Source organism: Marmoricola sp. Leaf446, from assembly GCF_001424755.1.
Taxonomy (GTDB): Bacteria; Actinomycetota; Actinomycetes; order Propionibacteriales; family Nocardioidaceae; genus Marmoricola.
The window spans coordinates 1677087-1702673 of the sequence record NZ_LMRF01000001.1 but is presented as its reverse complement, the minus strand read 5'-3'; the positions used below and the strand labels follow the sequence as shown (position 1 = coordinate 1702673).

Here is a 25587-nt window from a genome sequence, read left to right as displayed (position 1 = left end):
GTCACGACGTGCGGATCGGCGTACCGAAGGAAGTCAAGAACCACGAGTACCGGGTGGCCATCACCCCGGTCGGCGTGCACGAGCTGGTCGCCCACGGCCACGACGTCGCGGTCGAGAAGGACGCGGGCACCGGGTCGGCGATCCCCGACTCCGACTACGAGGCCGCCGGCGCCCGGATCGTGGAGGCCGCCGACGACGTGTGGGGCGAGGCCGAGATGGTGCTCAAGGTCAAGGAGCCGGTGGCCGAGGAGTACCACCGGCTGCGCGAGGACCTGACGCTGTTCACCTACCTCCACCTCGCCGCCGACCAGCCGCTCACCCAGGAGCTGGTGGACCGCAAGGTCACCGGCATCGCCTACGAGACCGTCCAGCTGCGCTCCGGGTCGCTGCCGCTGCTCTACCCGATGTCGGAGGTCGCGGGCTGCCTCGCGCCCCAGGTCGGCGCGCACGCCCTGCTGAAGGCCCAGGGCGGCCGGGGCGTGCTGCTCGGCGGCGTCGGGGGCGTGGCCAACGCCAAGGTCGTGGTGATCGGCGCCGGCGTCTCGGGCCAGAACGCCGCCAACATCGCGCTCGGCATGGGCGCCGACGTCACCCTGCTCGACACCGACCTGGACAAGCTGCGGATGTCGTTCTGGCGCTACGACAACCGGGTGCGCGGCCTCGCCTCCTCCAAGCTCGCCATCGAGCAGCAGGTGACCGAGGCCGACCTGGTCATCGGGGCGGTGCTGATCCCCGGCGCCAAGGCGCCGAAGCTGGTCAGCAACGAGCTGGTCTCGCGGATGAAGCCCGGCTCGGTGCTGGTCGACATCGCCGTGGACCAGGGCGGCTGCTTCGAGGACACCCGACCCACGACCCACGCCGACCCGACGTACGCCGTGCACGACTCGGTCTTCTACTGCGTGGCCAACATGCCGGGCGCGGTGCCGAACACCTCGACCTACGCGCTGACCAACGCGACGCTGCCCTACACCGTGGCGCTGGCCGACCGGGGCTGGCGCGAGGCGCTGCGTCACGACGGCTCGCTCGCGCTGGGGCTCAACACCTGGGCCGGGCACGTCACCAACGCCCCGGTCGCCGAGGCGCACGGGATGGAGTCGCTCGCCCTCGACGAGGCGCTGGCCGCGGACGCGTGAGCGCGGGCCCGCTCGTCACCGCGGTCCGCACCTACCTGGACCACCTGGTGGTCGAGCGCGGCCTGGCGCCCAACTCGGTCTCGTCCTACCGTCGCGACCTGCGGCGCTACCTCGACCACCTCGACCGGCTCGGTGTCACCGCGCTCGACGAGGTCACCGAGCAGACGATCAGCGGCTTCCTGATGGCGCTCCGCGAGGGCGACCCCGACCACCAGCCGCTCAGCGCGGCCTCGGCCGGTCGGACCGTGGTGGCGGTGCGGGGCTTCCACAGGTTCGCGCTCGCCGACGGGCTGGCCCTGGCCGACCCGTCGGCCGGCGTACGGCCCCCGCCTCCGGCCAAGCGGCTGCCCAAGGCGGTCTCGCTCGGCGACGTCGAGCGGCTGCTGGACGCGGCCGGCGCCCCGGGGACACCGCTGGCGTTGCGTGACCGGGCGCTGCTGGAGGTGCTCTACGGCACCGGCGCGCGGATCTCCGAGGCCGTGGGGCTCGACGTCGACGACCTCGAGCTCGACTCCGACGACCCGGCCTCCCACACCGTGCTGCTGCGCGGCAAGGGCTCCAAGGAGCGGGTGGTGCCGGTCGGCAGCTATGCCCGCGAGGCGGTGCGGTCCTACCTGACCCGCGGCCGTCCGGCGCTGCTCGCGGACGCCGCCCGCACCCGGGGCGCGGCCACCCAGCGGGCCGGGGCGATGTTCCTCAACGCCCGCGGCGGACGGCTCTCGCGGCAGAGCGCCTGGTCGGTCATCGTGCGGGCGGCCGACCGCGCCGGGCTCACCGTCGAGGTCTCGCCCCACACCCTGCGCCACTCCTTCGCCACCCACCTGCTCGAGGGCGGTGCCGACGTCCGGGTGGTGCAGGAGCTGCTCGGTCACGCCTCGGTGACGACCACGCAGGTCTACACCTTGGTGACCGTCGACAGCCTCCGCGAGGTGTACGCCGCGGCGCACCCGCGCGCCCTGGACTGACCGACCCGGAAAAGCCGCCGCGACACGGCGAGGCGCGACCGGATCCCGGGACGCTTTGTCGACAATGGTGGGGACAAGGTCGCGGTGGCCGGGGGACCGGCTCGGTGCTCCAGCCGCCCGACGCTCGGTGGGGAAGCCGAGCCACGACGCGTGGACGGATCCGTCCGTCCGCAGGAGCAGGGGAGCACGCGCATGAGCGGACACGACGGATTCGGATCGACCGGGAGCTCGGCGTCGTCGATGCCCCCGCTGGTGCGCCAGCCCCAGCCGCAGCAGCCGGACCAGCAGCCGGAGGGCGAGCACCTCGCCGACACGCTTCCGTTCCGCGCCCGCGAGGCCCAGCCGGTCGCCCAGCCGGTCGCCCAGCCGGCGCCCGTCGAGGCGCCGGTCCAGGAGCCCGAGGTCGTCCTCGGCCCGACCGGGCGCCCGATGCCCGAGCTCCCCGAGCCCGGCCCCCGCACCACCCACGGCCACGCCCGCGTCATCTCGATGTGCAACCAGAAGGGTGGCGTCGGCAAGACCACCACGACGATCAACCTCGGGGCGTCGCTGGCCGAGCTCGGCCGCAAGGTGCTGCTCGTCGACTTCGACCCGCAGGGCTCGCTCTCGGTCGGCCTGGGGCTCAACCCCCACCAGATGGACCTCACGATCTACAACCTGCTGATGCAGCGCGACGTCGTCCTCGACGAGGTCGTGGTGCCCAGTGGCGTCCCCGGCATGGACCTGCTGCCGTCCAACATCGACCTCTCGGCCGCTGAGGTGCAGCTGGTCCACGAGGTCGCCCGCGAGCAGACCCTGAGCCGCGTCCTGGCCCCGGCCCTCGAGCAGTACGACGTGATCCTCATCGACTGCCAGCCCTCGCTCGGCCTGCTGACCGTCAACGCGCTCACCGCCTCCGACGGGGTGATCGTGCCGCTGGAGTGCGAGTACTTCGCGCTGCGCGGCGTCGCCCTGCTCAAGACCACCATCGACAAGGTGCGCGAGCGGCTCAACCCGCGCCTGGAGGTCGACGGCGTCCTCGGCACCATGTACGACGGCCGCACCCTGCACGGCCGCGAGGTGATGGAGCGCCTGGTCGAGGCCTGGGGCGACACCGTCTTCCACACCGTGATCCGGCGCACCGTGAAGTTCTCCGACTCCACCGTGGCCGGCGAGCCGATCACGGCGTACGCCTCGAGCAGCCCGGGCGCCGCGGCGTACCGCCAGCTCGCCAAGGAGGTGCTGGTCCGGTGCCCCGACGCGTGAGCCTGCCGGCGGCCGACGACCTCTTCCGCCCTGGGCCGGGCGGCACCGGGCCGCAGGCCCAGAAGGCCGCCCGCGCCGTCGCGTCGGTGCCCGACCCGGAGCCGGTCGTCGAGGCCGGTGCCGTGGCGGTCGAGGAGCAGGCCGCAGCGGGCCGCAAGCCGAGCGGGCGGGTGCGCCACGACGAGAAGATGACCGTCTACGTCACCTCCGACGAGCTGCTCGACCTCGAGCACGCCCGGCTCTCACTGCGGCGCCACCAGGGCCTCGCCGTCGACCGGGGCCGGCTGGTGCGCGAGGCGATCGCGCTGGCGCTGGCCGACCTCGAGGAGCGTGGCGAGGACAGCGACCTGGTGCAGCGCCTGCGGGGAGCATGACCGAGGTCGAGGCCGCCCCCGAGGGGGCGGTCCCCGGCCAGGGCCCGTTCGCGGTCCGGCTGGCCAACTTCGAGGGCCCCTTCGACCTGCTGCTCAGCCTGATCGGCCGGCACAAGCTCGACGTGACCGAGGTGGCGCTCTCGCAGGTCACCGACGAGTTCATCGCCCACATCAAGGCCCACCAGGCCGCCGGCCCCGCGGGCGAGGGGTGGGACCTCGAGCAGACGACGTCCTTCCTGCTGGTCGCCTCGACGCTGCTCGACCTCAAGGCCGCCCGGCTGCTGCCGCAGGCCGAGGTCGAGGACGAGGAGGACCTGGCGCTGCTGGAGGCGCGCGACCTGCTGTTCGCGCGGTTGCTGCAGTACCGCGCGTTCAAGCAGGTGGCCGCGCTGCTGGAGCAGCGGATCACCGTCGAGGAGCGTCGCCACCCCCGCGCCGTGGGGCTCGACGGGCGCTTCGCCCGGCTGCTGCCGGAGGTGCTGATCGGGCTCGGGCTGGAGGAGTTCGCCGGGCTGGCGGCCCGCGCGATGGCACCGGCACCGGCCCCCGAGCAGGTCGGGCTCGGTCACATCCACGCCCCGGCCGTCAGCGTGCGCGAGCAGGCCGTGGTCGTGGTCGACCGGCTGCGAGCGAGCGGCCAGGCGACCTTCCGCGCCCTGGCCGCCGACGCGCCCGACACCATGACGCGCGTGGCACGCTTCCTGGCGCTGCTCGAGCTGTTCCGCGAGGGGGTGGTGGCCTTCGACCAGGTCACGCCCCTGGGGGAGCTCAGCATCCGCTGGACCGGCGCCGACGACGTCGAGGTCGAGATCGACGACGAGTTCGACGGGCCGCCCGTCCCCGACACCGACGCTCCCGAGGAGCCGCATGACCCAGCAGACTGACGAGACGCTCGACGTGCCCCTGGCGCCGCTGCGACCCGCCCTGGAGGCGGTGCTGATGGTGGCCGACCAGCCGCTCGACGAGACCACGCTGGCCAGCGCCGTGGGCCACCCGGTCGCCGAGGTGGCCGCGGCGCTCTCCGCCCTGGCCCGGGAGTACGACGCCGACGGCCGCGGCTTCGAGCTGCGCCAGGTCGCCGGCGGCTGGCGCTACTACACCCGCGAGGACTTCGCCGGGGTCGTGGAGCGCTTCGTCCTCGACGGCCAGCAGGCGCGGCTGACCCAGGCCGCGCTGGAGACGCTGGCCGTGGTGGCCTACCAGCAGCCGGTGAGCCGCAGCCGGGTCTCGGCCATCCGCGGGGTCAACGTCGACGGCGTTATGCGCACCCTGCTGGCGCGCGGGCTCGTGGCCGAGGCGGGCCACGACGCCGAGACCGGGGCGCACCTGTACGCCACCACCCGCTACTTCCTGGAGCGCATCGGCATCGAGTCGCTGGCCGAGCTGCCCGAGCTGGCCCCGCTGCTGCCGGGCATGGAGGACCTGGAGGACGAGCAGGAGGTCGCCGCCGTGGTCGACGACGGGGTCTCGACGGGCTCGAACGATGACGGGGTCTCGGCCGATCAGGGCTCGACCGATCAGGGCTCGACCGACGAGGGCGAGGTGGCCCGATGAGGCAGGTCGAGACCGACGACGAGGGGCTGGTGCGGCTGCAGAAGCTGCTGGCGCAGTCGGGCGTGGCCAGCCGCCGCAAGTGCGAGGAGCTGATGCTCGCGGGCCTGGTCGAGGTCGACGGCGAGGTCGTCACCCGGCTCGGCACCAAGGTCGACCCGCGGACGGCGCGGATCCTGGTCGACGGCAGGCGGCTGCCGCCGGTCAGCGACCACGTCTACCTCGTGCTCAACAAGCCGCGGGGCGTGGTCTCGACGATGTCGGACCCCGAGGGACGGCGCTCGCTCGGCGAGGTGGTGGCCGACCGGCCGGAGCGGCTGTTCCACGTCGGCCGCCTCGACACCGACACCGACGGGCTGATCCTGCTGACGAACGACGGCGACTTCGCCCAGCGGCTCGCCCACCCGTCGTACGAGATGGACAAGACCTACGTCGCCGAGGTCGACGGCCGGGTGGAGAAGGCCGTCGTGCGCCGCCTGCTCGCCGGGGTCGAGCTCGACGACGGGCCGGTGACGGTCTCGCGGGCCAAGGTGGTCTCGATGACCGCCGAGCGGTCGATCGTCGAGCTGGTGATCCACGAGGGCCGCAACCGGATCGTGCGCCGCCTCCTCGACCACGTCGGCCACCCGGTCCGCCACCTCACCCGCACCGCGATCGGCCCCGTCGTGCTCCACGGGCTGCGGCAGGGCCAGCTGCGCGAGCTGACCGAGGACGAGCTCGGCGCACTGCTCGAGGCCGGACAGCTCTAGCCCGGGCGGCCCGGGGGAGGCGCGGCGGTAGGCTCGCCGCGCGCAGCGACGCCGACCACGACCAGGAACCTCAGGAGGAGCCGTGCACGTCCGTGCCGTGCGGGGAGCCACCCAGCTGGACACCGACACCCGCGAGCACATGCTCGACCGGGTCGCCGAGCTGGTGCGCACCGTGACCGAGGTCAACGGCCTCGAGGTCCACGACTACATCAGCATCATCTTCACCGCGACCTCCGACCTCAACAGCGAGTTCCCGGCCTACGCCGCCCGCCAGCTCGGCTTCGACGACGTGCCGCTCATCTGCGCCCGCGAGCTCGAGATCGAGGGCTCGATGCCCCGCGTGGTCCGGCTGATGGCGCACGTGGAGACCCAGCTGCAGCGCGACGAGGTGACCCACGTCTACCTCCACGGCGCCGCGGCGCTCCGACGCGACCTGGCCCGGGTGCGCGCGGTCCCGGATGAGTGAGGCGCCCGAGCTGGACGAGGCGACCCGCCGGTCTCTCGTGGCCGCGGTCGGGGGCCCCGTGCACGTCGTGGGGGCCGGCCTGCTCGGCACCTCGGTCGGCCTCGCCGCCCGCCGCGCCGGCCTCGAGGTGTGGCTGAGCGACACCAGTCCCGAGCACGTGCGGACCGCCACCGGCCTGGGCGCCGGCACGCCGGTCCCCGACGAGGGCGCTGCCGCGCTCACCGTGGTGGCCGTCCCGCCCGACCACGTCGCCGAGGTCGTCCGCGACGCCCTGGAGCGCGGCGGGGTGGTGACCGACGTGGCCAGCGTCAAGAGCCGCCCGCTGGCCGACCTGGAGCGACGGGCGCCGGGGGAGGTGTCGCGCTACGTCGGGAGCCACCCGATGGCCGGCAGCGAGCGCTCCGGGCCGCTCGCCGCGACAGCAGCGCTGTTCGACGGCCGGCCGTGGGCGGTGACGCCGCACGCCGGCTCCGAGCCGGGGGCGGTGGCCGCGGTCGAGGCCCTGGCGCGGCTGTGCGGCGCCGAGACGGTGCGGCTCACCCCGCTGGAGCACGACCGGGCGGTCGCCCGCACCTCGCACCTGCCCCACCTGCTGGCCGCGCTGACCGCGGGCCAGCTGGCCGACGCCGCGCCCGAGCACCTCTCGCTCTCGGGGCAGGGAGTCCGCGACGTCACCCGCATCGCCGCCGGGGACCCGGCGCTGTGGCGCCAGATCCTGCGCGCCAACCAGCCCGCCGTCAGCGAGGTGCTCCGCGAGGTGGAGGCCTCGCTGCACCGCCTGGTCGGCGTCATCGAGAGCGGCGACGACGCCGCGCTGGGCGAGATCCTGGGCCGCGGCGTCGCGGGCACCCGGGTCATCCCCGGCAAGCACGGCGGCCCGGCGCTGCCGACGCAGGCGGTCTACGTCGCGGTGCCCGACCATCCCGGTGAGCTGGCCCGGCTGTTCGCCGACGTGGGGGAGATCGGGGTCAACATCGAGGACCTCCGCATCGACCACGACCCGGGGCGTCCGGTGGGTCTCGTGGAGCTGCTCGTGGCCGAGGACGCCGCGGCCGGGCTGCGCGAGGCGCTGGGCGGCAGGGACTGGGTCACCCACCGGTAGGATCGGCGACTGCTGCGAGCCGCGACGACCCGTCGCCGGCCGCTGCGTCCGGCGGCGACGTCGGGGGACGAGAGGAGCCGCCGGGTGGGCAGCACGGTCGTGGTCGCGATGGACGGACCGTCGGGTTCGGGCAAGTCGAGCACCTCGCGTGCGGTGGCCCACCGGCTCGGGCTGCGCTACCTCGACACCGGCGCGCAGTTCCGGGCGCTGACGGCCGCCGTCCTCGACGCCGGGGCGGACCTCGAGGACCCCGGGGCGATCGCGGCCGCCGCGGCCACGCCCCGGGTCGAGTCGGGCACCGACCCGCAGCACCCGACCATCACCGTCGACGGTGTCGACGTGGCGGCGCGGATCCGCACCCAGGAGGTCACCGACCACGTCAGCGCGGTGGCGTCGGTGCCGCAGGTGCGGCAGCGGCTGCTCGACCTGCAGCGCACGATCATCGGCGACGGCGGCATCGTCGTGGAGGGCCGTGACATCGGCTCGGTCGTGGCACCGGACGCCGAGGTCAAGCTCTACCTCACGGCCGACCCCGCGGCCCGCGCGCAGCGGCGTACGGCCGAGAACGGCGCTGCCGACGTCGACGCCACCCGCGCCGACCTGCTGCGTCGCGACTCGATCGACTCCGGTCGGGCCACCGCGCCCGCCGTGGCCCCGGACGGGGCGGTCCACCTCGACACCACGCCGTACACCCTCGACGAGGTCGTGGACCAGGTCGTCGCCCTGGTGCGCCGCGCGACGGACGGGTCGAGCGACGCGACGAGGGACGGGGCCAGGGACGGCGCGGCCCACGGGGCGACGGGAGCCGGGAGCCCGTCGTGACGGCGGCGCCCCACCTGCGCGACCCCGGGGAGGACCTCCTCGAGGTGCCCCGGACCGCCCTGCTGGCCCGCGGACGACCCGCGGCGCAGCGGCTGGTGCGGAGCTGGTGGGACCTCGAGCTGCACGGTGCGGAGCACCTGCCCGCCACCGGTGGGGTCGTCGTCGCCGCCAACCACGTCGGCTGGCTCGACGGACCGCTGCTCGCGACCTGCGCCCCGCGGCCGGTGCACGTGCTGACCAAGCAGGAGATGTTCGTCGGCCCGCTCGGCAGCCTGCTGACCGCGGCCGGGCAGGTGCCGATCGACCGGTACGCCGTGGACCGCCGCGCCCTCGACGTCGCACGACGGGCCCTGGAACAAGACCAGGTGGTCGGGGTGTTCCCCGAGGGCGTGCGCGGCAGCGGGGACATGGCGACCTCGCGACCGGGCGCGGCGTACCTCGCGCTGGTGACCGGCGTGCCGGTCGTGCCCGTGTCGTTCCTCGGCACGCGCGCTCCGGGTGGGCACGCCGACTCCCTGCCGCCGCGCGGCAGCCGCCTCGTGATGACCCTCGGAGCCCCGCTCCGGCTCGGTCGCCGCGAGTGGCCGCGCACGCAGGCCGAGGTGGCCGGGGCAGCAGCCCGGGTCACCGCCGCGATCGTGGAGACGACGCGGCAGGCCGAGAGGACCACCGGGCTGCGCCTGCCCGGCCCGCTCGGCCCGACCCCACGAACCGACGACACGAAGTAGCTGAGACGCGATGAGCACCCCTGAGACCCCCCGCACCACCCCCGCATCGGAGGCGGAGCCGAACGCCCCCGTCCTGGCGGTGGTCGGTCGGCCCAACGTGGGCAAGTCCACCCTGGTCAACCGCATCATCGGGCGCCGCGAGGCGGTCGTGGAGGACAAGCCCGGCGTGACCCGCGACCGCGTGTCCTACGACGCCGTCTGGAACGGCCGCGCGTTCACCGTCGTCGACACCGGCGGCTGGGACCCCGACGCCCGCGGCCTGGCCAAGTCGATCGCGGCCCAGGCCGAGATCGCGGTGCAGGTGGCCGACGCCGTGCTCTTCGTCGTCGACGCCGGGGTCGGCATCACCGACTCCGACGAGGCGGTCGTCCGCATCCTGCGCAAGTCGGGCAAGCCCGTCGTGCTGGCCGCCAACAAGGTCGACGACCAGCGCACCGAGGCCGAGGCCTACGGGCTGTGGCACCTCGGTCTCGGCGAGCCGATCCCGGTCTCGGCGCTGCACGGCCGCGGCTCGGGCGACCTGCTCGACGCGTGCCTCGCCGCGCTGCCCGAGACGCCGCCGGAGTCCTTCACCGAGCTCGGCGGCCCCCGCCGGATCGCGATCGTGGGCCGTCCCAACGTCGGCAAGTCCTCCCTGCTCAACCAGCTGGCCAAGGAGGACCGCGTCGTCGTCGACGACGCCTCCGGCACCACCGTCGACCCCGTCGACGAGCTGATCCAGCTCGGCGGCCGCGAGTGGCGCTTCATCGACACCGCCGGCATCCGCAAGCGGGTCAAGACCGCGTCGGGCCACGAGTACTACGCCTCGCTGCGCACCGAGACCGCCATCGAGCGGGCCGAGGTCGCCGTGCTGGTCATCGACGGCTCGCAGTCGGTCTCCGAGCAGGACATGCGGATCATCCAGACCATCCGCGAGTCGGGCCGCGCCCTGGTCATCGCCTTCAACAAGTGGGACCTCGTCGACGACGAGCGCCGCTACTACCTCGACCGCGAGATCGAGCGCGACCTGGTGCAGGTGCAGTGGGCGCCGCGGATCAACGTCACCGCCCGCACCGGGTGGCACATCGACCGGCTGGTCCCGGCGCTGGAGCGGGCGCTGGAGGGCTGGGAGACCCGCATCGGCACCGGCCAGCTCAACAGCTTCCTCGGTCGGCTCGTCGCCGAGCACCCCCACCCCGTGCGCAGCGGCAAGCAGCCCAAGGTGCTCTTCGGCACGCAGGCCGCCACCGCGCCCCCGACCTTCGTGCTGTTCACCAGCGGCAAGCTCGACGCGGGCTACGAGCGGTTCATCGAGCGCCGGCTGCGCGAGGAGTTCGGGTTCGTCGGGACGCCGATCAGCCTCGAGGTGCGGCCGCGGGAGAAGCGCAAGCGCTGACTGATTCCCGGACGTCCGGGTGACCAGCCGCCTGCCGTCTGTCTCGACGGACGTCAGGCGACCGGGCCCTCGACCAGCTCGACGGTGGCGCTGCGGGTCGCGCCCGAGGCGTCGGTCCAGGCGACCTCCACCGGGTCGCCGGGCGCGTGGCCGGAGACGGCCGCCCGCAGCTGGTCGGCGGTGCCGACCGCGGTGCCGTCGAGGGCGGTGATCGTGTCGCCCTCGACCAGCCCCGCGTCGGCGGCCGGGGTGGCGTCGTACACCCCGGCGAGGGTGGTGCCGGTGCCGTCCAGCCCGACGCCGAGGAACGCCGGGCGGCCATAGGAGTACGCCGCGTCCTGCACGCCCTGCTGGAGGTCGTCGGTGATCCTCAGCACGGTGGCGACCGGGACGGCGTACCCGACGACGTCGCCGGTGCCGCTGGAGGCGGCCGTCGTCATGCCGACGACGTCGCCGTCCTCGTCGTACGTCGCTCCGCCGCTGTAGCCCGAGACCACGTCGGAGCTGATCTGGATCAGGTCGGTGAGGCTCTCGCCCTCGGCGCTTCCCTCGGACTGCGTGGTGATCTGCTGGTCGGTGGCCAGCACCGAGCCGGTCGCGGCCGAGAGGTGGTCCTCGGCGCCCTCGCCGTCACCGACCGCCGTCACGGCGTCGCCGACGGCCACCCCGTCGGTGTCGGTGGTGACGGTGGCCAGGCCCGAGGCGTCCTCGAGCTGCAGCACGGCGACGTCGGCCGCGGCGTCGGTGCCGACCACGTCGGCGGTGTAGGTCCTCCCGGTCGCCATCACGGTGACCTCGACGTCGGTCGCACCCGCGACGACGTGGTGGTTCGTGACCACCTCCCCGTCGGCGGTCAGCACCATGCCGGTGCCGGCGGCCTCCGACCCGGCGTACGACTGGGTGGTCGCGATGCGGACCAGCCCGGTCAGCTGGTCACCGGACGCCGTGCCGCTGGTGTCGCCGCTCGTGTCGACCCCGGCCCCGTCGCCGGTCCGGGACGAGGGGGCCGACGGCAGCGACGAGCCGGGTGGCTGCGTCCCCGGCGTCGAGGCCGACCCGTCCTGCGCACCGCGGGTGAGCGACGGTGTGGCGCCGGCGCCGGCCGCGGTCGGCGCCGTGTCGGGACGGCCCAGCACGTAGCCGACACCCCCGCCCCCGACCAGCAGGGTCAGCGCCATCGCGGGCACCGACGCCCGTCGCAGGAGCCGGCGGCGACGCTCCCGGCCCGAGGGGCGGGGCTCGGTGGTCGGGGCAGCGGGGTCGAGCGGGTACGCCGGCGGGGCGTCGTACGACGGGGAAGGGGTGCGGTCGTCCATGAGGTCCTCCGAGCTGGGTGGCGGTGAGGACAGCAGACCGCGCGATCCGGAGAGGAACCTGTGAGCGGCCCCGGCGGTGCCTGTGACGTACGACGGGCCGGTCGGCGCCACCCCGAGTTGCCCCCGCGGCCGACCCCTGCGGTAAGGTCGTCCTCGCCTCCGGGCCGGTCGTCAGGCCGGGTCTTGCCGGGGGCATCGGGCTGTGGCGCAGCTTGGTAGCGCACTTGACTGGGGGTCAAGGGGTCGCAGGTTCAAATCCTGTCAGCCCGACCGATGCACCGCCCCTGATCTGCAGAGATGCAGGTCAGGGGCGTTCTGCACCCCGGCGGACTGGGACCGTGCGGAGCCGCGTCGCCCCCCGCTCGTGGTCCCCGCGCCGCGCCTGCGTCCCGCCTCGCTCGTGCCCCGGTGGTCTAAGCCGGCATTGACACCCTCGCGCCGCCTCGGGATAACAGAGGGACGGGTCTGTCAGCTCGCCACGTGTCTCGTTGGTTCCGCCTCGTCGAGGCCATGACGACCTGCGACGCGTACGTCGCCAGGCGGGTGACCCACGCCCGGTCGGGACGGTCGTGCTCGCGGGTCCGACGAGGGAGACCACGATGACCGCGACACGACAGGCTGCGTGGCGCACGGGCCCCGCCAACGGGTGGCACGACGACCTGGTCTGGTACGCCGCGGCCGTGCACCAGATGCGGCTGCGGACCCCGGGCCTGGACGACTTCTTCGCCCGGCTCCGGGCGCTGCTGCAGCCCGGCGGCTTCACCCAGCCCGCGATCGACGAGCTCAACCTGCTCTCCGAGCAGTGGTCGGACGTGTGGGGCCTGGGCTACCACTCCCAGATCCACGGCACCTTCCTGCCGGTGGACCGCTGGCCGCAGGTCAACGGCAACGCGGCGCTGTGGAAGGAGTGCGCGCACAACCACTGGTTCTTCCTGCCGTGGCACCGGGCCTACCTCCTGGAGTTCGAGGCCATCTGCCGGGGATGGATCGTGTCGTTGGGCGGCCCGGCGGAGTGGGGCCTGCCGTACTGGAACTACAGCGACTTCGAGGGTGACGCGGCGCGTCTCGGGATGCCGCTGCCGCTGCGCGGCGAGACCCTGCCCGCCGACGTGACCGTGCCCGGGGTGGAGGCCCGGACCGACGGGCTGTTCCCCAACCCGTTGTGGATCCCGGGTCGGGTCTTCGAGGGCGACACCGACCCCGCCGACACCGGTTGGGCGGACGCCTCGACCGCGCTGCTGCGGCACCACTTCGCCAACCAGCAGGACACCGGTCGCGTGTCCTTCGGCGGTGGCGTCATCGAGGACGCGCTCAACCAGGCGCTGTTCCACGACCAGACCCAGGAGATCGGGCAGCTCGACGCGTCGCCGCACGGCTCGGTGCACGTGCGGGTGCACGGCGCCATGGCCCTGTTCGAGACGGCCGGCCTCGACCCGGTGTTCTGGATGCACCACTGCAACGTCGACCGGCTGTGGGAGACCTACGCCCGCGACCTCGGCCACGGCTACCCGTTCGAGAACGGCGTGGGCGTCGGCACGCCGGCCCAGCAGTCGTGGAACGACCGCGAGTTCTGGTTCCTGCGCGGCGACAGCTCGTTCGTCGCCTGGACCGCGCCGAGCGTGCTCGACCTGTCGTTCCTCGACTACGCCTACGACACCACCGCGCCGCCCACCCTGCCCGCGGCCGGCGCCCCGACGACCGCGTCGGAGGACCAGCCGTTCGGGCTCGACCAGCCCGTGCCCGAGCCGGTGTCCGCCGCGGAGGACGTCCACCTCGCGGGCACCACCGAGGCCCTGCTCGTGGGTGGGTCGGCGACCGACCGCGGACTGACCGCCGTGTCGTTCCCCGCCGAGGCGACCTGGGTGCTGCGGTTCGACGGCATCCGCTGCGCGCGTCCGGCCCAGACGTCCTACGAGGTCTACCTGGGGCTCGACGACGGCCTGCAGGCGGACCCCCACGACGCGGAGCACCACGTGGGGCTGCTCTCGTTGTTCGGCGTCCTCGAGGCCAGCCGGGACGACGGCACCTCGCCGGGCGACGGGCAGCGGCGTCAGCTCGACGCCACGGCGGCCGTGCGGGCCCAGTCGGCGACGCTGCACCCGCTCGAGGTGGCCGTACGCCTGGTCCCGCTGGAGTCCGAGCGCGACCTGGGGTCGGCCGACCTGACCGTGGGCCGGCTCTCGCTGGAGTTCACGTGAGCCACGACCTGCCGTGAGCGGGGTCCTGGCGGTCCGTCCTGGCGGCCTGCGGCCGGTGTCGGCGCTGCGCTCGGCCGCACGCAGGGCCGTGTCGCCGACGCGGGGTCGGGGACGACGACCGGAGTGGTGCCTGTACGCCGTCGCCGCCGCCGGCTGGGTGGTCCTCCTGCAGGCGGGGCTGGGGGGTCTCCTCGACCGGACGGGGGGCGCGGGCGCGGCCGACCCCGCGGGCGACGGTGCGGCGGGCGGTCACGCGCACCACGGGTCCGCGGCCGCGACCGCCGACGGGTCGTGGTGGGGTGCGGTGACCGGGGGCCCGTGGTGGCACCACGGCCTGCTGACGCTGGCCATGGTCACCGTGATGCTGCCGCTCGTGGCGCCCAACGTGCGCTACGTCGCGCTGCGCTCTCCCCGGGCCGGCCGGGGCCGGGTCTCGGCGTCCGTCGTCGCGGGGTGGGCCTCGGTCTGGCTGCCCGCGGGGCTGCTCGTCGCGCTCCTGGGCGTGGTCCTGGCCTCGGTGGCCGGCCCCGTCGCAGCCGTGGCCGTCGCGACCCTGGGCGCAGCCGGGTGGCAGGGGAGCCGCACCAAGCGGCGCAGCGTGGCCCGGTGCCACCGCGTCCTGGCCCCGCCGCTCGACCCCGTGGCTGCGCGGTCGGCCGGACGCGCCTTCGGCCGCGGGCTCGCCCGCGACTGCGCGACGTCGTGCCTGCCGATGATGCTGCTGATGGCCGTCTCCGCCCACTCGCTGCTGGTGACCCTCGCGGTCACGGGCGTCGCCTCCTACGAGCGGCGTCGCCGTCCCCACCACGACCAGGCGCCCCGGCGTACGGCATCGGTCATCGTGGCGGCAGGCGTCGCGGCCCTGCTGGTGGCCGTGGTGGCGCCGTCGGTGTCGGTCACGGGGTGACGGGCTCGCGGCGGGGCCGGCGTTGCCGCAGCGCCTCGCGGGCGGGTCGGTCGACCGGGGGACCGGGCGTGTGGGTGAAGACGGCCGGACCGCGCGCGGGCGCCTCCAGGTCCATCCACCACACCTCGGGGTCGAGGTCGTCGGTGCTGTACACCGGCCCGAAGTCACGCAGCCCGGTGACGAGCTCGTCCTTGGGGACCGCGCCCTCCGCGCTCTTCTCGTAGACCCCCTGCTTGGTCGTCAGCACCGAGACCACCTGGTGGCCCCGGGCGACCGGCTCCCGCCAGTGCTGGGTCAGCCGACGGGGCGTCGCGTTGCGACTGCCGTGGTGACCGACTTTGTAGAGGTCCACCTTGCCGAGGGCCGAGGCCAGGCGCGCGTCGCGGGTGCGCTGCCGGCTGCCGTCGGCCTGGTCGAGGGGCAGCGACCAGTTCTCCGCCTGGGCGTCGCCGGGCAGGAGCAACCGCCGGGAGCCGATGGTGACGAGCAGGATCACGCTGGTGTTGTTGAGGACGTCGTCGAGGGCTTCCACGATCTCCAGGCCCTGGGTGACCCGACGCGAGTCGAGCGTGCGCAGCAGCCACTCGGCGGACCCCATGCCACCGGGGTCGGCGAGGACCTGCCGGGCCAGGGCCAGCGACCCGGCGTCGCCCTCGGCGACCAGCGAGGTCAGGGCGTCGCCCTCGGCGAGACCGAGCCAGTACTCCTCGGACTCCTTGGCGTAGCGCGTGAGCGACGGCACGTCGGCGAGGGTGGGCGGACCCAGCACGCGCATGCCGACCCCGGGCAGGGCGTCGGCGAGGTCGAGGGTCATCCCGGCCGAGACGTACTCGGCGCGCCCCCGCGCGCCCCAGTCCTCGAGCAGGGCGATCGCCTGGGGGTTCTTGAAGCCGAACTCGGCCAGCCGGGCGGCGCGCGTGGCGACGGTCCGGCTGTCGAAGGACAGGGCCGCCATCGCCTCGGCCTGCGGGTGCAGCCGGTCCAGGACCCCGAGGAAGCGCAGCTGGTGGTCGGCGAGCCCGAGCGCCGGGTCGGCGCGCCGGTCCTCGGGCACGTCGGTCCAGGGCCGTACGACGATCCGCGGCGAGAGCCGGTCGAGGACCTCGGCTCCCCGGGAGTCGCCGAACCCCCCGATGTGGTCGCGGTGCCGGTGGGTGGCCACCACCATGTCGAGCTGCCCGCCGCAGTGCTCGGCGACGAGGTCGGCCACCTCGGCGATCGTGGGGCCGTCGTCGGCGTTCTCGACGGTGCCGCAGTCGACCAGGACGTGTCGCTCCCGGCGACCGTCGGGCAGGGGTGAGCCGTAGGTCACGGTCAGGAGCAGGCAGTCGCCGAACCCGACCTTGTAGGCGCGGAGCCGGATCCTGCTGGGGTGGGCCGTGCGCATCACTCGCCTCCGTCGGGATCCTGGTGCAGCAGCGAGAACCGCCGCTTGTCGCCCTTGCCGTCGGAGGTGCCGACGCCTCCGTCGCGGTCGACCAGGCCGCGGGCGACCAGGTGTCGCAGCCGGCGGGTCTGCCGGTCGGCGTCGACGATGGGCTTGCGCTGGTGGAGCCGGAACCGCCCGAACTGGTCGAAGACCAGCACCCCGCCACCCCAGAGCTCGACCACGGTGTCGGGCGACGTGCCGGCCGGGGCCTCGATCCCCGGAGGGAGGTGGTCGGCGGTGGTGCGCAGGGTCTGGACGTAGTCGGCGACGATCTCGTTGACCACGAGGCCGTCCGGGCCGACGCGGGTGCTGCTCAGCACGCGCTCCACCCGGGTGGTGAGCCGGACGTCGATGTCGAGCACGCCGGCGTTGTTCCAGATGAACTGGTAGACCTCCTCGGGCGAGGTGCGGAGCGCGACGATGTTGAGGTGCTCGTAGCGCAGCTCGCTGAGCCGGGCCGCGTCGGGATCGGGGGCGAAGGCCCCCACCGTGGCCGGCGCGGCGCCTGGGGCGGTGAGGGTGCCGTCGGCCACCCCGTCCTCGTCGAGGATGCGGTGCTCCGGCGCGGTGATCCCGAACGCCTCGAAGGAGCGCTGCAGCAGCCCCCGGTAGTCGTGGTCGTCGTCGGGCGCCAGCCGGCGGTCCGCGGTCAGCACCGAGTCGATGACGTCGGCGAACTCGAGCTCGACGGGGGGCAGGTAGTCGAGGGCGCGCAGCAGCATCGCGAGGAGGTGCTTGGCCGCCTTCACCCCCTCCTCGGCCACCCGGCCGGCGTCCAGGCCGCCCCGGCGCTCGTGGCGCAGCGGGGTGAGCCGCTCGGCCCACATCGCGACCAGCGTCTGCATGAAGACTGCGACCAGGATCTCGGCGCGGCGGTGCGGCTCGGCGTACGTCGGGTCGTCGGCCCAGGTCGTCGTGGGGACGAGGTCGATGGACCGCCGCAGCGCCGGGTAGCGGCCGGGCACGAGGGCCCCGCCGGGGTGCTGGGCGTTGCGGCGACCTCCGATCTGCTCCGCCAGCCGGGCGAGGGGGGAGGACCTGAGCAGCTCGGCGCGGCCGGCGAGGAGCCGCTCCCGCTGCTCCGCGTGGTCCTCGAGCCGGCGGGCGGCGGCGTCGGAGGGGAAGCGGACCTCGCCGACCCCCTCGGGGTCCAGGAGGTGCTGGGCGACGCCCGTGGTCCCGAACACCGAGAGCAGTGCGACGAGGTCGGCGAGCGCCTCGTGGAAGGCGAGCTGGTCGGGCAGGCCCGGCTCGGTGTAGCGAGGGCGCAGCCCGTCGAGGATGGCGTGGCTGACCTCGTGGGCGATCACGTCGTAGGACAGCGCGGTGTAGAGCGGGGGCTTGTCGCCGAAGCCCGGCAGCCAGCCGAACAGCACGGCGTTGTGCTCGCGGGAGTAGAAGGCGTTGGCCTCCACGCGCGCCTGCGGCACCAGGTAGAGCTGCGGGAAGTGGGAGTTCCAGGGGATCGGGCGCCCGAGGTGCTGCTCGAAGAGCGAGAGCGTGTGGGAGGCGACGGCGAAGACGTTCTGGGCCCGGAAGTTACGGTCGTCGGCCAGGGCACGGGCATCACCCCGGCGGTGCTCGTCGTCCCAGCGGTCGACGTAGCTCCAGGCGCTCCGGTCGTGCAGGACCACCGGTTCGACGGCCGCGTTGGTGCCGACGCCGAGGTCCACCACGTGCAGGCGGTGGCTCCGGGGGCCGCGCTGCAGGCGGTCGGCCGGCACCGAGACGCGCGCCAGGACGGGGCAGCCCCGGGCGTCGACCACCATCGGGTCCTGCGCGAAGACCGTCATCGTGACCGACGACTGGGTGAGCAGGTTGGGCGGCGGTGGCGCCTCGTCCCCGGGCGCGGGCGGCCGCGTGGCGTCGGGGACGTGGACGACCTCGTGCGCGACGTGCTCGAACCTCTCCGACGCCATGGCGGTGACTCCTCCCAGGAGGCGGGCGGCACCTTCGACAGTGGCCGTCGGCCGTCGGTGTGTCGAGCCCGGTCTAGCCCGTGCGGCGCAGGTCGCGCAGGGTCTCGGAGAACCAGACCGGGGGCCCGTACGGCGCCGAGCACACGGCGTAGCGACCACCGGTCTCGCGTGGGGCCACCCGTCGGAGGCGGGACGCGAGGTGGCCGAGGCCGGGTACCCCGCACTCCTCGGCGTTGTCCACGGCGAGCGCGAGCTCGTCGGGCTCGGGGTAGAACGGCGACACGCTACGCCAGCGGTCGGGGTCGTGCCCGGCCCAGGCCGCGGCCCGTCCGATCGTCGCGAGCGACGCGTCGACCCCGGGCAGGTGCAGGAGCCCGAGGTCCGCGAGGACCGCGAGCACGTTCACCAGCGCAGTGAGGTCCACGAGGTCGGTCGCGGCTCCCGGGCGGTGCCAGGTGGTGAAGGTGCCGCGGCACAGCCAGGGCGGTCCCGGGTCGGGCGGTCTCGCCAGGCGGTGCGACGCGATCGTCCGGCACGCGGTCCACCGCGCCGCGTCGCGGGTGGTCCGACCGGCCCGCACCAGCTCGAGCAGGGCCACCGCGGTGTCGTCGGCGTCCGTCGGCAGGTCGGGCGCCCAGGCGGGCGCCCGACCGAGCGGCCAGAACCCGAACCCGCCACCGGGGTGCCGACAGCTCTCGACGTGCTCGAACCACGCGGGCGGCACCGTGCTGCCCGACCTGCGCGCGGCGCGGGCGGCGAGGGCGACCACGAAGCCGTTGTGGTCGACGTGCTCGTCCCCGGCCCGGTCCACGACCGTGCACGCGACGGAGGGCCACCGATCGTCGGGGCGCCGGTCGCTCATGCCGGCCGCAGCCCGGCCTGCACCCAGGTGCGTCCGGTGGCGGTGCACCCGACCCCGACCATGCCGTGGCGCCAGCGCCCGTCGGCTGCCCCGCCCGCGAGGGCCTCGTGGAGGGCCCGGGAGCCGGGTCCCGCCGCCCGGGCCCGCAACGCGCCGGAGGTGGCCGCGTCGTCGCGCCACAGCGCCTTGGCGAAGCAGAACCACGTCAGCGCCACGGTCGCCCCCCGCGGGTCGAGGGTGACGCTGAACCCGGAGGGCCGGGGGAGGCCGGGGACCGGCAGGAGTCCCGCGACGGCCCGGAGCCAGGGCCGACCCCGGGGGAGCAGGGAGGCCAGGCACGCCAGCTGCTCGTCGTCGGGACGCGGCGCGCGGGCGTACAGCTCGACGGCCCCGTCGCCGTGCAGGCCGGCCATCCGCCACACCACGCCGTCCACGACCCGCTCGCAGGCCGCCAGGGTCGCGACGCCGGTCGGTGGCACGGGCAGCGCGGCGGCCCGGGGGGTCGGCAGCTCGACGTACACCTTGGCCGCCCGGGAGGTGCCGCGGTGACGCAGGCCGAGCCAGGAGCCGTAGCGCAGCCGCGACCCGCGCTGGAGCGCCACCCACGGGTCGACGTCGATGCGGGAGCCGGCCAGGTCGTGGGCGAGGTGCGCGGCGACGCCGGCCCTCGCGGCCTCAAGGAGCTCCGGCGGCCCGACCTCCGCGGTCCACCGGACGGCCGTGTCGCCCGACGTCCAGGCCAGCTCCAGGGGTAGCCCCGTGTTGGTCAGCACGCTGAACCGGTCGGCCACGGCCGGCCACCGGGTGGCCAGGACCGGGCCCAGGACCTGGCCGATCGCCGACCTGGCGGATCCCGCCTCGACCGGGAGGCGGTCCGCCACGCGCCGCAGCGCGGCCTCGACCTGGGGGAGGGTGGCGGGTCCGACCGACCCCACCACCTGCGGCGGCGACGTCATCGGACCGGCAGGACCTCCTCCTCGGTCTCGACGAACGCGCGCTGGTCGAACAGGCCCGGGCCCGTGAAGGTGAAGCGGTAGCGGTAGGCGCGCCGGTCCCGGTCGCGCAGGGCGATCCGCACCCGGAGCGGCTCGGTCTGGCCGGCCGGCACCTCGCGGCGGAGCTGGCGCTCGTAGTCGTGGGCCGCGTCGACGTACTCCAGGTCGACGATCACCGAGGTCACCGCAGTGGCGTCGAAGGCCGGCACCAGGACGAGGTCGAGCGCGCTCTCGAAGAGGTCGTCGACACGCAGCAGCGAGGCCTCCACCGGCACCGGCTCGGTCCGCGTGCTCGACCCGTCGGTCAGCGTCTGGACCAGGCTGGCGGTGATGCCGCGGCCCGGCGGGGCCGGCAGCACGCCGCGCAGCCCCCACACGGCCTGCGGGACGTCCCGGGTGAGGGTGACCAGGTGGCGCAGCTCGTCGGGCCCGTAGCCGGTCGCCGTCAGGCGTACGTCGATCGACTGGACGACCTCCCAGTCGACGTTGCCCGGCTCGATCCGCAGCCGGTCGAGCTGCACGTGCTCCTGGGGGTTGATCACCACGTCGCGGTCCGTGGAGCCGGGCAGGTCGAAGGAGTAGCTGAGGCGGTCCCCCTCCCACCGTTCGTCGGCCAGGAACGACAGCTCGAGCCGGGCGTCGTAGCTGAGGTCCTGGCTCTCGTCGACGAACGTCGTGAACGTCTGCGGCCCCGGGTCGGCGGAGGTGAAGACGAGGTCGCCGTGCTCGAGGGCGCCCGGGCCGCCGTAGTCGATCGCGAGCTGCACGGTCCCGAGACCGATGTCGGCGAAGCCACCGGCGACGGAGGCGGTGACCTCGAGCTTCTCGAAGAACTCGTGGTCGAGGTCGATCATCGTGATGACCTTGTCGGTGTCGGCCAGGTCGCCGGCCAGCAGGCCGACGAAGCCCTGGGGCGCGAGCACGCGGCGTACGGCCTCGGTGCGCTGGTAGCGCAGAGTCACCGTCTTCTGCTCCTCCTGGTGGACGAACTTGAGCTTGAACGCGGCGGCCGTGGGCAGGTTCAGCGCCGTCGGGGTCGCGGGTGTCGCCGGGGTCGCCGGGGTCGCCGGGGTCGCGGGCCTCGTCGGTGTCGTCGGTGTCGTGGGAGTGGTGGGGGTGGTCGGAGTCGTGGGGGTGGTCGGAGTGGTGGGCGTCGTCGGAGTGGTGGGGGTCGTCGGAGTGCTGGGCGCGACGGGGGCTGCGGCCCGGCTGATGCGTCCCGACCAGCGGTGCTCGCCCGGCGTGGCGACGCCGACCGCCTGCACCAGGGCCACCCGGTCGTGCGGGTCGCCGACGGTGTCGGTGTGGGCCCCGGGTCGGGCGGCCGCCGCGACGTCCCCGGCTGCCTGCCGGGCCGTGACCTGGGCCCCGGCACGGGTGGCGATGGCCACGGCGACGTCGAGGCGTCGCTGCGAGAGCCTCTGGTTGTACGCCGTCCGCTCGGCCTCCGACTTGTCGGTGTCGTGCTCGTGGGAGGCCAGGCCGACGATGCTGACCTGGCGGGGCGCGGGGAGGGACCTGACCCAGGTGTCGAGCCGGGTGGCGCCCTTCTCCGCCGGTGTCGGCCAGGTGGCGTCCCCACCCGGCTGCTGGACGCCCGAGGCGTCCCTGAAGCGCGGGTCGGCCGCCGTGTTGTCGACGTAGGCCCGGAACCCGGCACTGGGTGGGCTGGTGGCCCATCCGGCCTCGGCGGGTGCGTCCATGTCGAAGTGGAGGGCGAACGTCGGCGGCGCCGTCGCCGGTGCGGACGCCGGCCAGGTGACCTCGACGGGCAGCGTCTGGCTGGCGGCGACGTCGACGCTCACCCGCCCGTCGACGACCGGGACGGTGCTGGTGCCGATGCGCACCCGGGCGTCGGCGCCGGTGACGGTGAGCGTCTCGGTGGTCCCGCCGGCCGCTGGGACGTGGGTCACCGCGAACCCGGCGGGCAGCGGTGCCGGCGTGGTCGTCGTCGGGGTCAGGACCGCGGCGGGGCGGACGCCGGGCGGTGGCGGACCGGTGGGGGCGGCCGGTGCGGGCGGGCCGGCCGGTGCCGCCGGGCCCGCCGGAGGAGGTGGCGCGGGCACCGTGACGGGTCCGGGTGGCCGGGGTGCTCCGGCGGCCGACGCCGCCGGCGCGCCGGTCACGGGAGGACGCGGCCCGGCGGGGGTGCCGGCCACCGGGGGGCGGGGTGCGGCCGGGGTCGCGGGGCTCGCGGGGCTCGCCGGGCTCGCCGGGGTCGTCGGGGTCGCCGGGGTGGCGGGGACGGTGGGGGTCGCCGGGGTGCTGGCGCCGGGCAGGCCGCCGGTGGTGACGGTGGGCGTCTTCGGCTGGCCGGGCGAGAGCGTCGGCGTGAACCACGTGCCCAGGAGGTGGTCGGTGAACAGCTTGAGCGCCCATTCCTCCTGGGCCTTCTCGTCGGCCTCGTCGGTGAAGCTCGTGACCTTGATGGTGATGGCGCCGGTGGACCGGAGGAACTCCAGGGCGGCCTCGAGCCCGGCCTTGACGAACATGTACTGGCCCTCGAGCGCGACGCTGAGCCCGTTGTAGACCGACTTCAGATCGGCGACGATCTCGACGTCGAGCGCCGGACGCAGGGCGAGGTAGCTCAACGAGTAGACGACGCCCACGGGCGTGGTGCCGCGGAGCAGCGCCTCGTTCATGATCACCGCCCCGTCGCGGTCGAGCACCAGGCTGAACGCCGCCCGGTTGGCGGCGTCCATGGCAGGGACGGTGGCGCCCAGGATCTTCTCGACCGCGAAGAAGCTGCCGGTCGGTCCCGGCTCGGCCTCGGTGCCGCCGGGGCCCTGGAGGTTCAGCGCGATGCACTGGACCGAGCCGTTCTCGAACGGCGGCGGGTTCAGGCTCACCGGGGGGACCACCCCCGGCTCGGCCAGCACGCGTGACTCGATCCGCTGGCGCTGTCGGTCACTGAGCTCCAGCGTGGTCTCGAACATCATGAACCCGCCACCCTCGTCGGGACCGCCCGCGTCGGCGGGCCGGAACACCAGCAGCGTGAGCGCGGGCTGACCGTCCTGACGCCGGCCCAGCGAGACCGTGCCGGGCAGGTACCAGAACCGGCTCGGGTCGGCGTGGTCGCGGTAGACGCTGGTGCCGTCCACGGTGAGAGGTCGGTCGAGGCTGAGCACGGTTCCTCCTGGGGCGGTGGTCGGCGTGGGGGCGGTGCGGTGCGGTGCGGGTCAGCCGAGGGCGGGGGTCAGCCGGGGGACGTCGGACGCGGTCCAGTCGACGGCGCGGGTCAGGCCGTTGGTGAACACGACCGTGTAGCGGTACTCGTAGCGGCGCCTGGCCTCGTCGGCGTAGTCGTACTCGAACCTCGCCCGTGCGTCGGGCCCGTCGAGGTCGTAGCGCCCGCTGAAGGTCAGGTTCTCGAGGAAGTCCTCGAACCGCGCCTCCACCTGGACGCCGCGCACCGACCGGGCCACCCAGTCGGCGGGCGCCACGACGTCGACCACCCGGTGGGCACGCATCGCCGGGCTGACCATGATCCTGCGCTCGTGCGTGGTCGACGGGGGCAGCTGCTTGGACGTGCCGTTCTTGAAGACGAAGGTCACGGTGAACTCGATGGCGGTCAGGGTCGGGTCGCGCAGGTCGACCACGAACCGCGGTGTGGCGGCCCCCGCGGTGAGGTGCAGGGCGTCCTCGACGAGGACGTCGTTCGCGGGGTCCTCGTAGCGCACGTCGACGAAGACGTCCTGGACCTCGTCCCAGCTGAGGTGGGGGACCACCTCGAGGACCCGTGCCCGGAACGGGTTCCGCACGGTCACCTGCTGGTCGTCGGTGCGGCGCCACCCGGAGTCGACGTCGTTGTTGTCCGCTGCGCGCATCACGGTGCGCACCTCGTACGCCGTGTCGGCCCGGTCGACCACGAACATCGACCAGACCGCGTCGACGTGGTCCGCGGTCAGCCGCACGAGGTGCTGCTCGTCGATGCCGTGCGCCTCGTCCCGGTGCCGCAGGTGGACCTCGACCGAGGGGTACCGGTCCCAGGGCAGGTTCTCGGCGACCACCGTCACCGGCCGGATCGCGAAGACGTCGTCCTCTGGCATGAGCTGCACCTGGTCGTCGGTGGTCGGCGTCACGCCCGAGGCCAGCCTGCCGGGTCGCTCGGTGGTGTCGGCGTCCTTGAAGTGGACCTCGTAGGAGACGTCGACGTCGCGGACCATCCGCCCGTCCACGATCCTGCTCTGCCAGTCGAAGTCCGCCCGCCAGGGCGCTGCGGTCAGGATCTGGTTGCGCGGGACGCCGTCGTAGCTGGCGCGGACGTTGAGGCTCCCGATCACCTCGGCCCCCAGGGCCGGCTGGTAGACGGCACTCAGCGTGCGGCGCTCGAACTTGTCGAGGTCGACGGGCACGTCGCGCACCAGCAGGTCGAGCAGCTCGGGGGAGCTGCCGATCGTCGAGACGAGCCCGGCCAGGTGGCCCTGCGGGTTGATGGTGCGCTGCACCGTCGTGCGCTCGGAGAAGTTGACGTCGAGCCGCTTCTTGTCGATCCGGGTCACGTCGGTGCGCTTGTAGCCGAAGCTCATCGTCGACGTGGCGCCGCCGGTGGCACCGGCCTGGGCGTGCTGGGTGGCCAGCTCGCTGCCCAGGCGCAGCGCCTTCTCCCAGTCCGAGGGCTTCTCCGGGGTCCACGGCGGCAGGCTGGACTGGAAGAAGGTGTCGGTGATCATCGCCCGCACCTGCGCCAGCGCCGCGTCCCGCCGGTCGATCACGCCCTCGGTGTCCTCGGTGACGAAGGTGTCCGCGGTGAGCGTGATGGCCTTGCTCTCGACCAGCTCGTCGACGGCCCGGGAGATCTCGGTGCTGAGGACCAGCACCTTGGCCGAGAAGCTCTCGTCGAGGTGCTTTTGCACCCGGTCCCAGTCGACCGCGAGGGTGATGCTGTACGCCGGGCGCAGACCCAGGAAGTCCAGGGAGTAGACGACTGCCACCGGCATGATCGCCCCGTCGAGCGACCCGCGGACCGCGGCGTACCCCTGGGGAGTGAGCATCGCGGAGAACGCCGCCTGGTTCTCGCCGTACAACGAGGGCTTGGCGTGGTGGATCACCGACTCCACGAACGGTGACGCGGCGGCCGGCTCGCCGGCCGGCATGCCCGTCTGGGTGCCGAGGAGCACCAGCCGCACCGTGCCGTCGACGAGCGGGACCGGCGCCAGGCGAGGGGTGTTCGCGAGGCCCTCGGCGTTGCCGATCTTCTGTGCCAGCGAGTCGATCTCGCGCTGGGTCAGGCCGATGTTGCAGTCGAAGCTGAGCAGCCCGCCGGGCGTGTCCTCCCCGATCAGCGCGAGCAGCAGGAACGACGGGATCTCGCGTCCCGACCCGTCCCGGGTGACGGTCAGGTGGGGCGTGCTCGGGAGGTAGTACCACTGCTCGGGGTCGTGGTGGTCGGGGAAGACCGAGATCCCGTCGATGAAGGCGGAGCGGGCGTCGAGGAGGAGCATGCCGAGC

Annotated in this window: 21 protein-coding genes and 1 tRNA gene; 15 read left to right on the top strand and 7 right to left on the bottom strand. The window is 74.4% G+C overall.

All coding sequences use genetic code 11. From position 1 onward, the window contains the following. The first annotated feature begins 8 nt into the window (after positions 1-8). The 12 genes from ald (at position 9) to der (ending at position 10510) form a co-directional block, all read left to right on the top strand. The gene (gene ald, locus ASG49_RS08080) at positions 9-1133 is read left to right on the top strand and encodes an alanine dehydrogenase (protein WP_056539351.1); all 1125 of its coding nucleotides are present in this window, start codon (positions 9-11) and stop codon (positions 1131-1133) included. Continuing rightward, positions 1130-2098: a site-specific tyrosine recombinase XerD gene (locus tag ASG49_RS08075; RefSeq protein ID WP_056539347.1), complete on the top strand. Its 969-nt coding sequence runs from the start codon at positions 1130-1132 to the stop codon at positions 2096-2098. Before ald ends, ASG49_RS08075 begins: the two co-directional genes overlap by 4 nt. A gap of 240 nt (positions 2099-2338) precedes the next feature. Beyond that, on the top strand, positions 2339-3343 hold the full coding sequence (locus ASG49_RS08070) for a ParA family protein (protein WP_082533857.1): 1005 nt from the start codon (positions 2339-2341) through the stop codon (positions 3341-3343). Continuing rightward, positions 3328-3717 carry a hypothetical protein gene (locus ASG49_RS08065; protein WP_056539345.1) on the top strand — a complete coding sequence of 130 codons (390 nt, stop codon included), beginning with the start codon at positions 3328-3330 and terminating at the stop codon, positions 3715-3717. Before ASG49_RS08070 ends, ASG49_RS08065 begins: the two co-directional genes overlap by 16 nt. Continuing rightward, positions 3714-4601 carry a ScpA family protein gene (locus ASG49_RS08060; protein ID WP_056539343.1) on the top strand — a complete coding sequence of 296 codons (888 nt, stop codon included), beginning with the start codon at positions 3714-3716 and terminating at the stop codon, positions 4599-4601. The genes ASG49_RS08065 and ASG49_RS08060 overlap by 4 nt, the downstream gene beginning before the upstream one ends. Further along, the gene (gene scpB, locus ASG49_RS08055) at positions 4585-5271 is read left to right on the top strand and encodes an SMC-Scp complex subunit ScpB (RefSeq protein ID WP_082533856.1); all 687 of its coding nucleotides are present in this window, start codon (positions 4585-4587) and stop codon (positions 5269-5271) included. The genes ASG49_RS08060 and scpB overlap by 17 nt, the downstream gene beginning before the upstream one ends. Next, a complete protein-coding gene (locus ASG49_RS08050) occupies positions 5268-6017 on the top strand; it encodes a pseudouridine synthase (RefSeq protein ID WP_056539339.1) in 750 nt (249 codons plus the stop codon). The genes scpB and ASG49_RS08050 overlap by 4 nt, the downstream gene beginning before the upstream one ends. An 82-nt stretch (positions 6018-6099) precedes the next feature. Next, entirely contained in the window at positions 6100-6483 is a 384-nt protein-coding gene (aroH, locus tag ASG49_RS08045; protein WP_056539336.1) for a chorismate mutase, read from the top strand. Continuing rightward, complete coding sequence (locus ASG49_RS08040; protein ID WP_056539333.1) at positions 6476-7585, top strand: prephenate dehydrogenase; 1110 nt, start codon at positions 6476-6478, stop codon at positions 7583-7585. The genes aroH and ASG49_RS08040 overlap by 8 nt, the downstream gene beginning before the upstream one ends. 84 nt (positions 7586-7669) lie before the next feature. After that, positions 7670-8407 carry a (d)CMP kinase gene (cmk, locus tag ASG49_RS08035; RefSeq protein WP_235561950.1) on the top strand — a complete coding sequence of 246 codons (738 nt, stop codon included), beginning with the start codon at positions 7670-7672 and terminating at the stop codon, positions 8405-8407. Beyond that, entirely contained in the window at positions 8404-9135 is a 732-nt protein-coding gene (locus ASG49_RS08030; RefSeq protein ID WP_056539330.1) for a 1-acyl-sn-glycerol-3-phosphate acyltransferase, read from the top strand. The genes cmk and ASG49_RS08030 overlap by 4 nt, the downstream gene beginning before the upstream one ends. A gap of 10 nt (positions 9136-9145) precedes the next feature. Then, positions 9146-10510 carry a ribosome biogenesis GTPase Der gene (der, locus tag ASG49_RS08025; protein ID WP_056539327.1) on the top strand — a complete coding sequence of 455 codons (1365 nt, stop codon included), beginning with the start codon at positions 9146-9148 and terminating at the stop codon, positions 10508-10510. A gap of 53 nt (positions 10511-10563) precedes the next feature. On the opposite strand, the gene ASG49_RS08020 is transcribed toward der, so the two are convergent. After that, positions 10564-11826 (bottom strand): S1C family serine protease, encoded by a 1263-nt coding sequence (locus tag ASG49_RS08020; RefSeq protein WP_056539324.1) that lies wholly within the window; start codon positions 11824-11826, stop codon positions 10564-10566. Between the two features lie 196 nt (positions 11827-12022). On the opposite strand from ASG49_RS08020, the gene ASG49_RS08015 reads away from it, so the two are divergent. The 3 genes from ASG49_RS08015 (at position 12023) to ASG49_RS08005 (ending at position 14931) form a co-directional block, all read left to right on the top strand. Further along, positions 12023-12096 (top strand) — tRNA-Pro (locus tag ASG49_RS08015). Between the two features lie 329 nt (positions 12097-12425). Beyond that, complete coding sequence (locus tag ASG49_RS08010; RefSeq protein WP_056539321.1) at positions 12426-14024, top strand: tyrosinase family protein; 1599 nt, start codon at positions 12426-12428, stop codon at positions 14022-14024. A gap of 13 nt (positions 14025-14037) precedes the next feature. Next, positions 14038-14931, top strand: coding sequence for a DUF2182 domain-containing protein (locus tag ASG49_RS08005; protein WP_056539318.1), 894 nt, complete (start codon positions 14038-14040; stop codon positions 14929-14931). Here ASG49_RS08005 and ASG49_RS08000 read toward each other — a convergent pair. The 6 genes from ASG49_RS08000 to ASG49_RS07975 all read right to left on the bottom strand — a co-directional run bounded on the left by ASG49_RS08000 (position 14921) and on the right by ASG49_RS07975 (position 25580). Further along, positions 14921-16318 carry a hypothetical protein gene (locus tag ASG49_RS08000; RefSeq protein WP_056539316.1) on the bottom strand — a complete coding sequence of 466 codons (1398 nt, stop codon included), beginning with the start codon at positions 16316-16318 and terminating at the stop codon, positions 14921-14923. The genes ASG49_RS08005 and ASG49_RS08000 overlap by 11 nt on opposite strands. After that, a complete protein-coding gene (locus ASG49_RS07995; RefSeq protein WP_056539313.1) occupies positions 16318-18279 on the bottom strand; it encodes a hypothetical protein in 1962 nt (653 codons plus the stop codon). Before ASG49_RS07995 ends, ASG49_RS08000 begins: the two co-directional genes overlap by 1 nt. Positions 18280-18352: 73 nt before the next feature. Continuing rightward, positions 18353-19141, bottom strand: a complete 789-nt coding sequence (locus ASG49_RS07990; RefSeq protein WP_156384214.1) for a hypothetical protein — start codon at positions 19139-19141, stop codon at positions 18353-18355. After that, positions 19138-20097 (bottom strand): hypothetical protein, encoded by a 960-nt coding sequence (locus tag ASG49_RS07985; RefSeq protein ID WP_056539309.1) that lies wholly within the window; start codon positions 20095-20097, stop codon positions 19138-19140. The genes ASG49_RS07990 and ASG49_RS07985 overlap by 4 nt, the downstream gene beginning before the upstream one ends. Beyond that, positions 20094-23264: a hypothetical protein gene (locus ASG49_RS07980; RefSeq protein ID WP_056539306.1), complete on the bottom strand. Its 3171-nt coding sequence runs from the start codon at positions 23262-23264 to the stop codon at positions 20094-20096. The genes ASG49_RS07985 and ASG49_RS07980 overlap by 4 nt, the downstream gene beginning before the upstream one ends. A 51-nt stretch (positions 23265-23315) precedes the next feature. Then, entirely contained in the window at positions 23316-25580 is a 2265-nt protein-coding gene (locus tag ASG49_RS07975) for a hypothetical protein (protein WP_056539303.1), read from the bottom strand. Positions 25581-25587 lie beyond the last annotated feature (7 nt).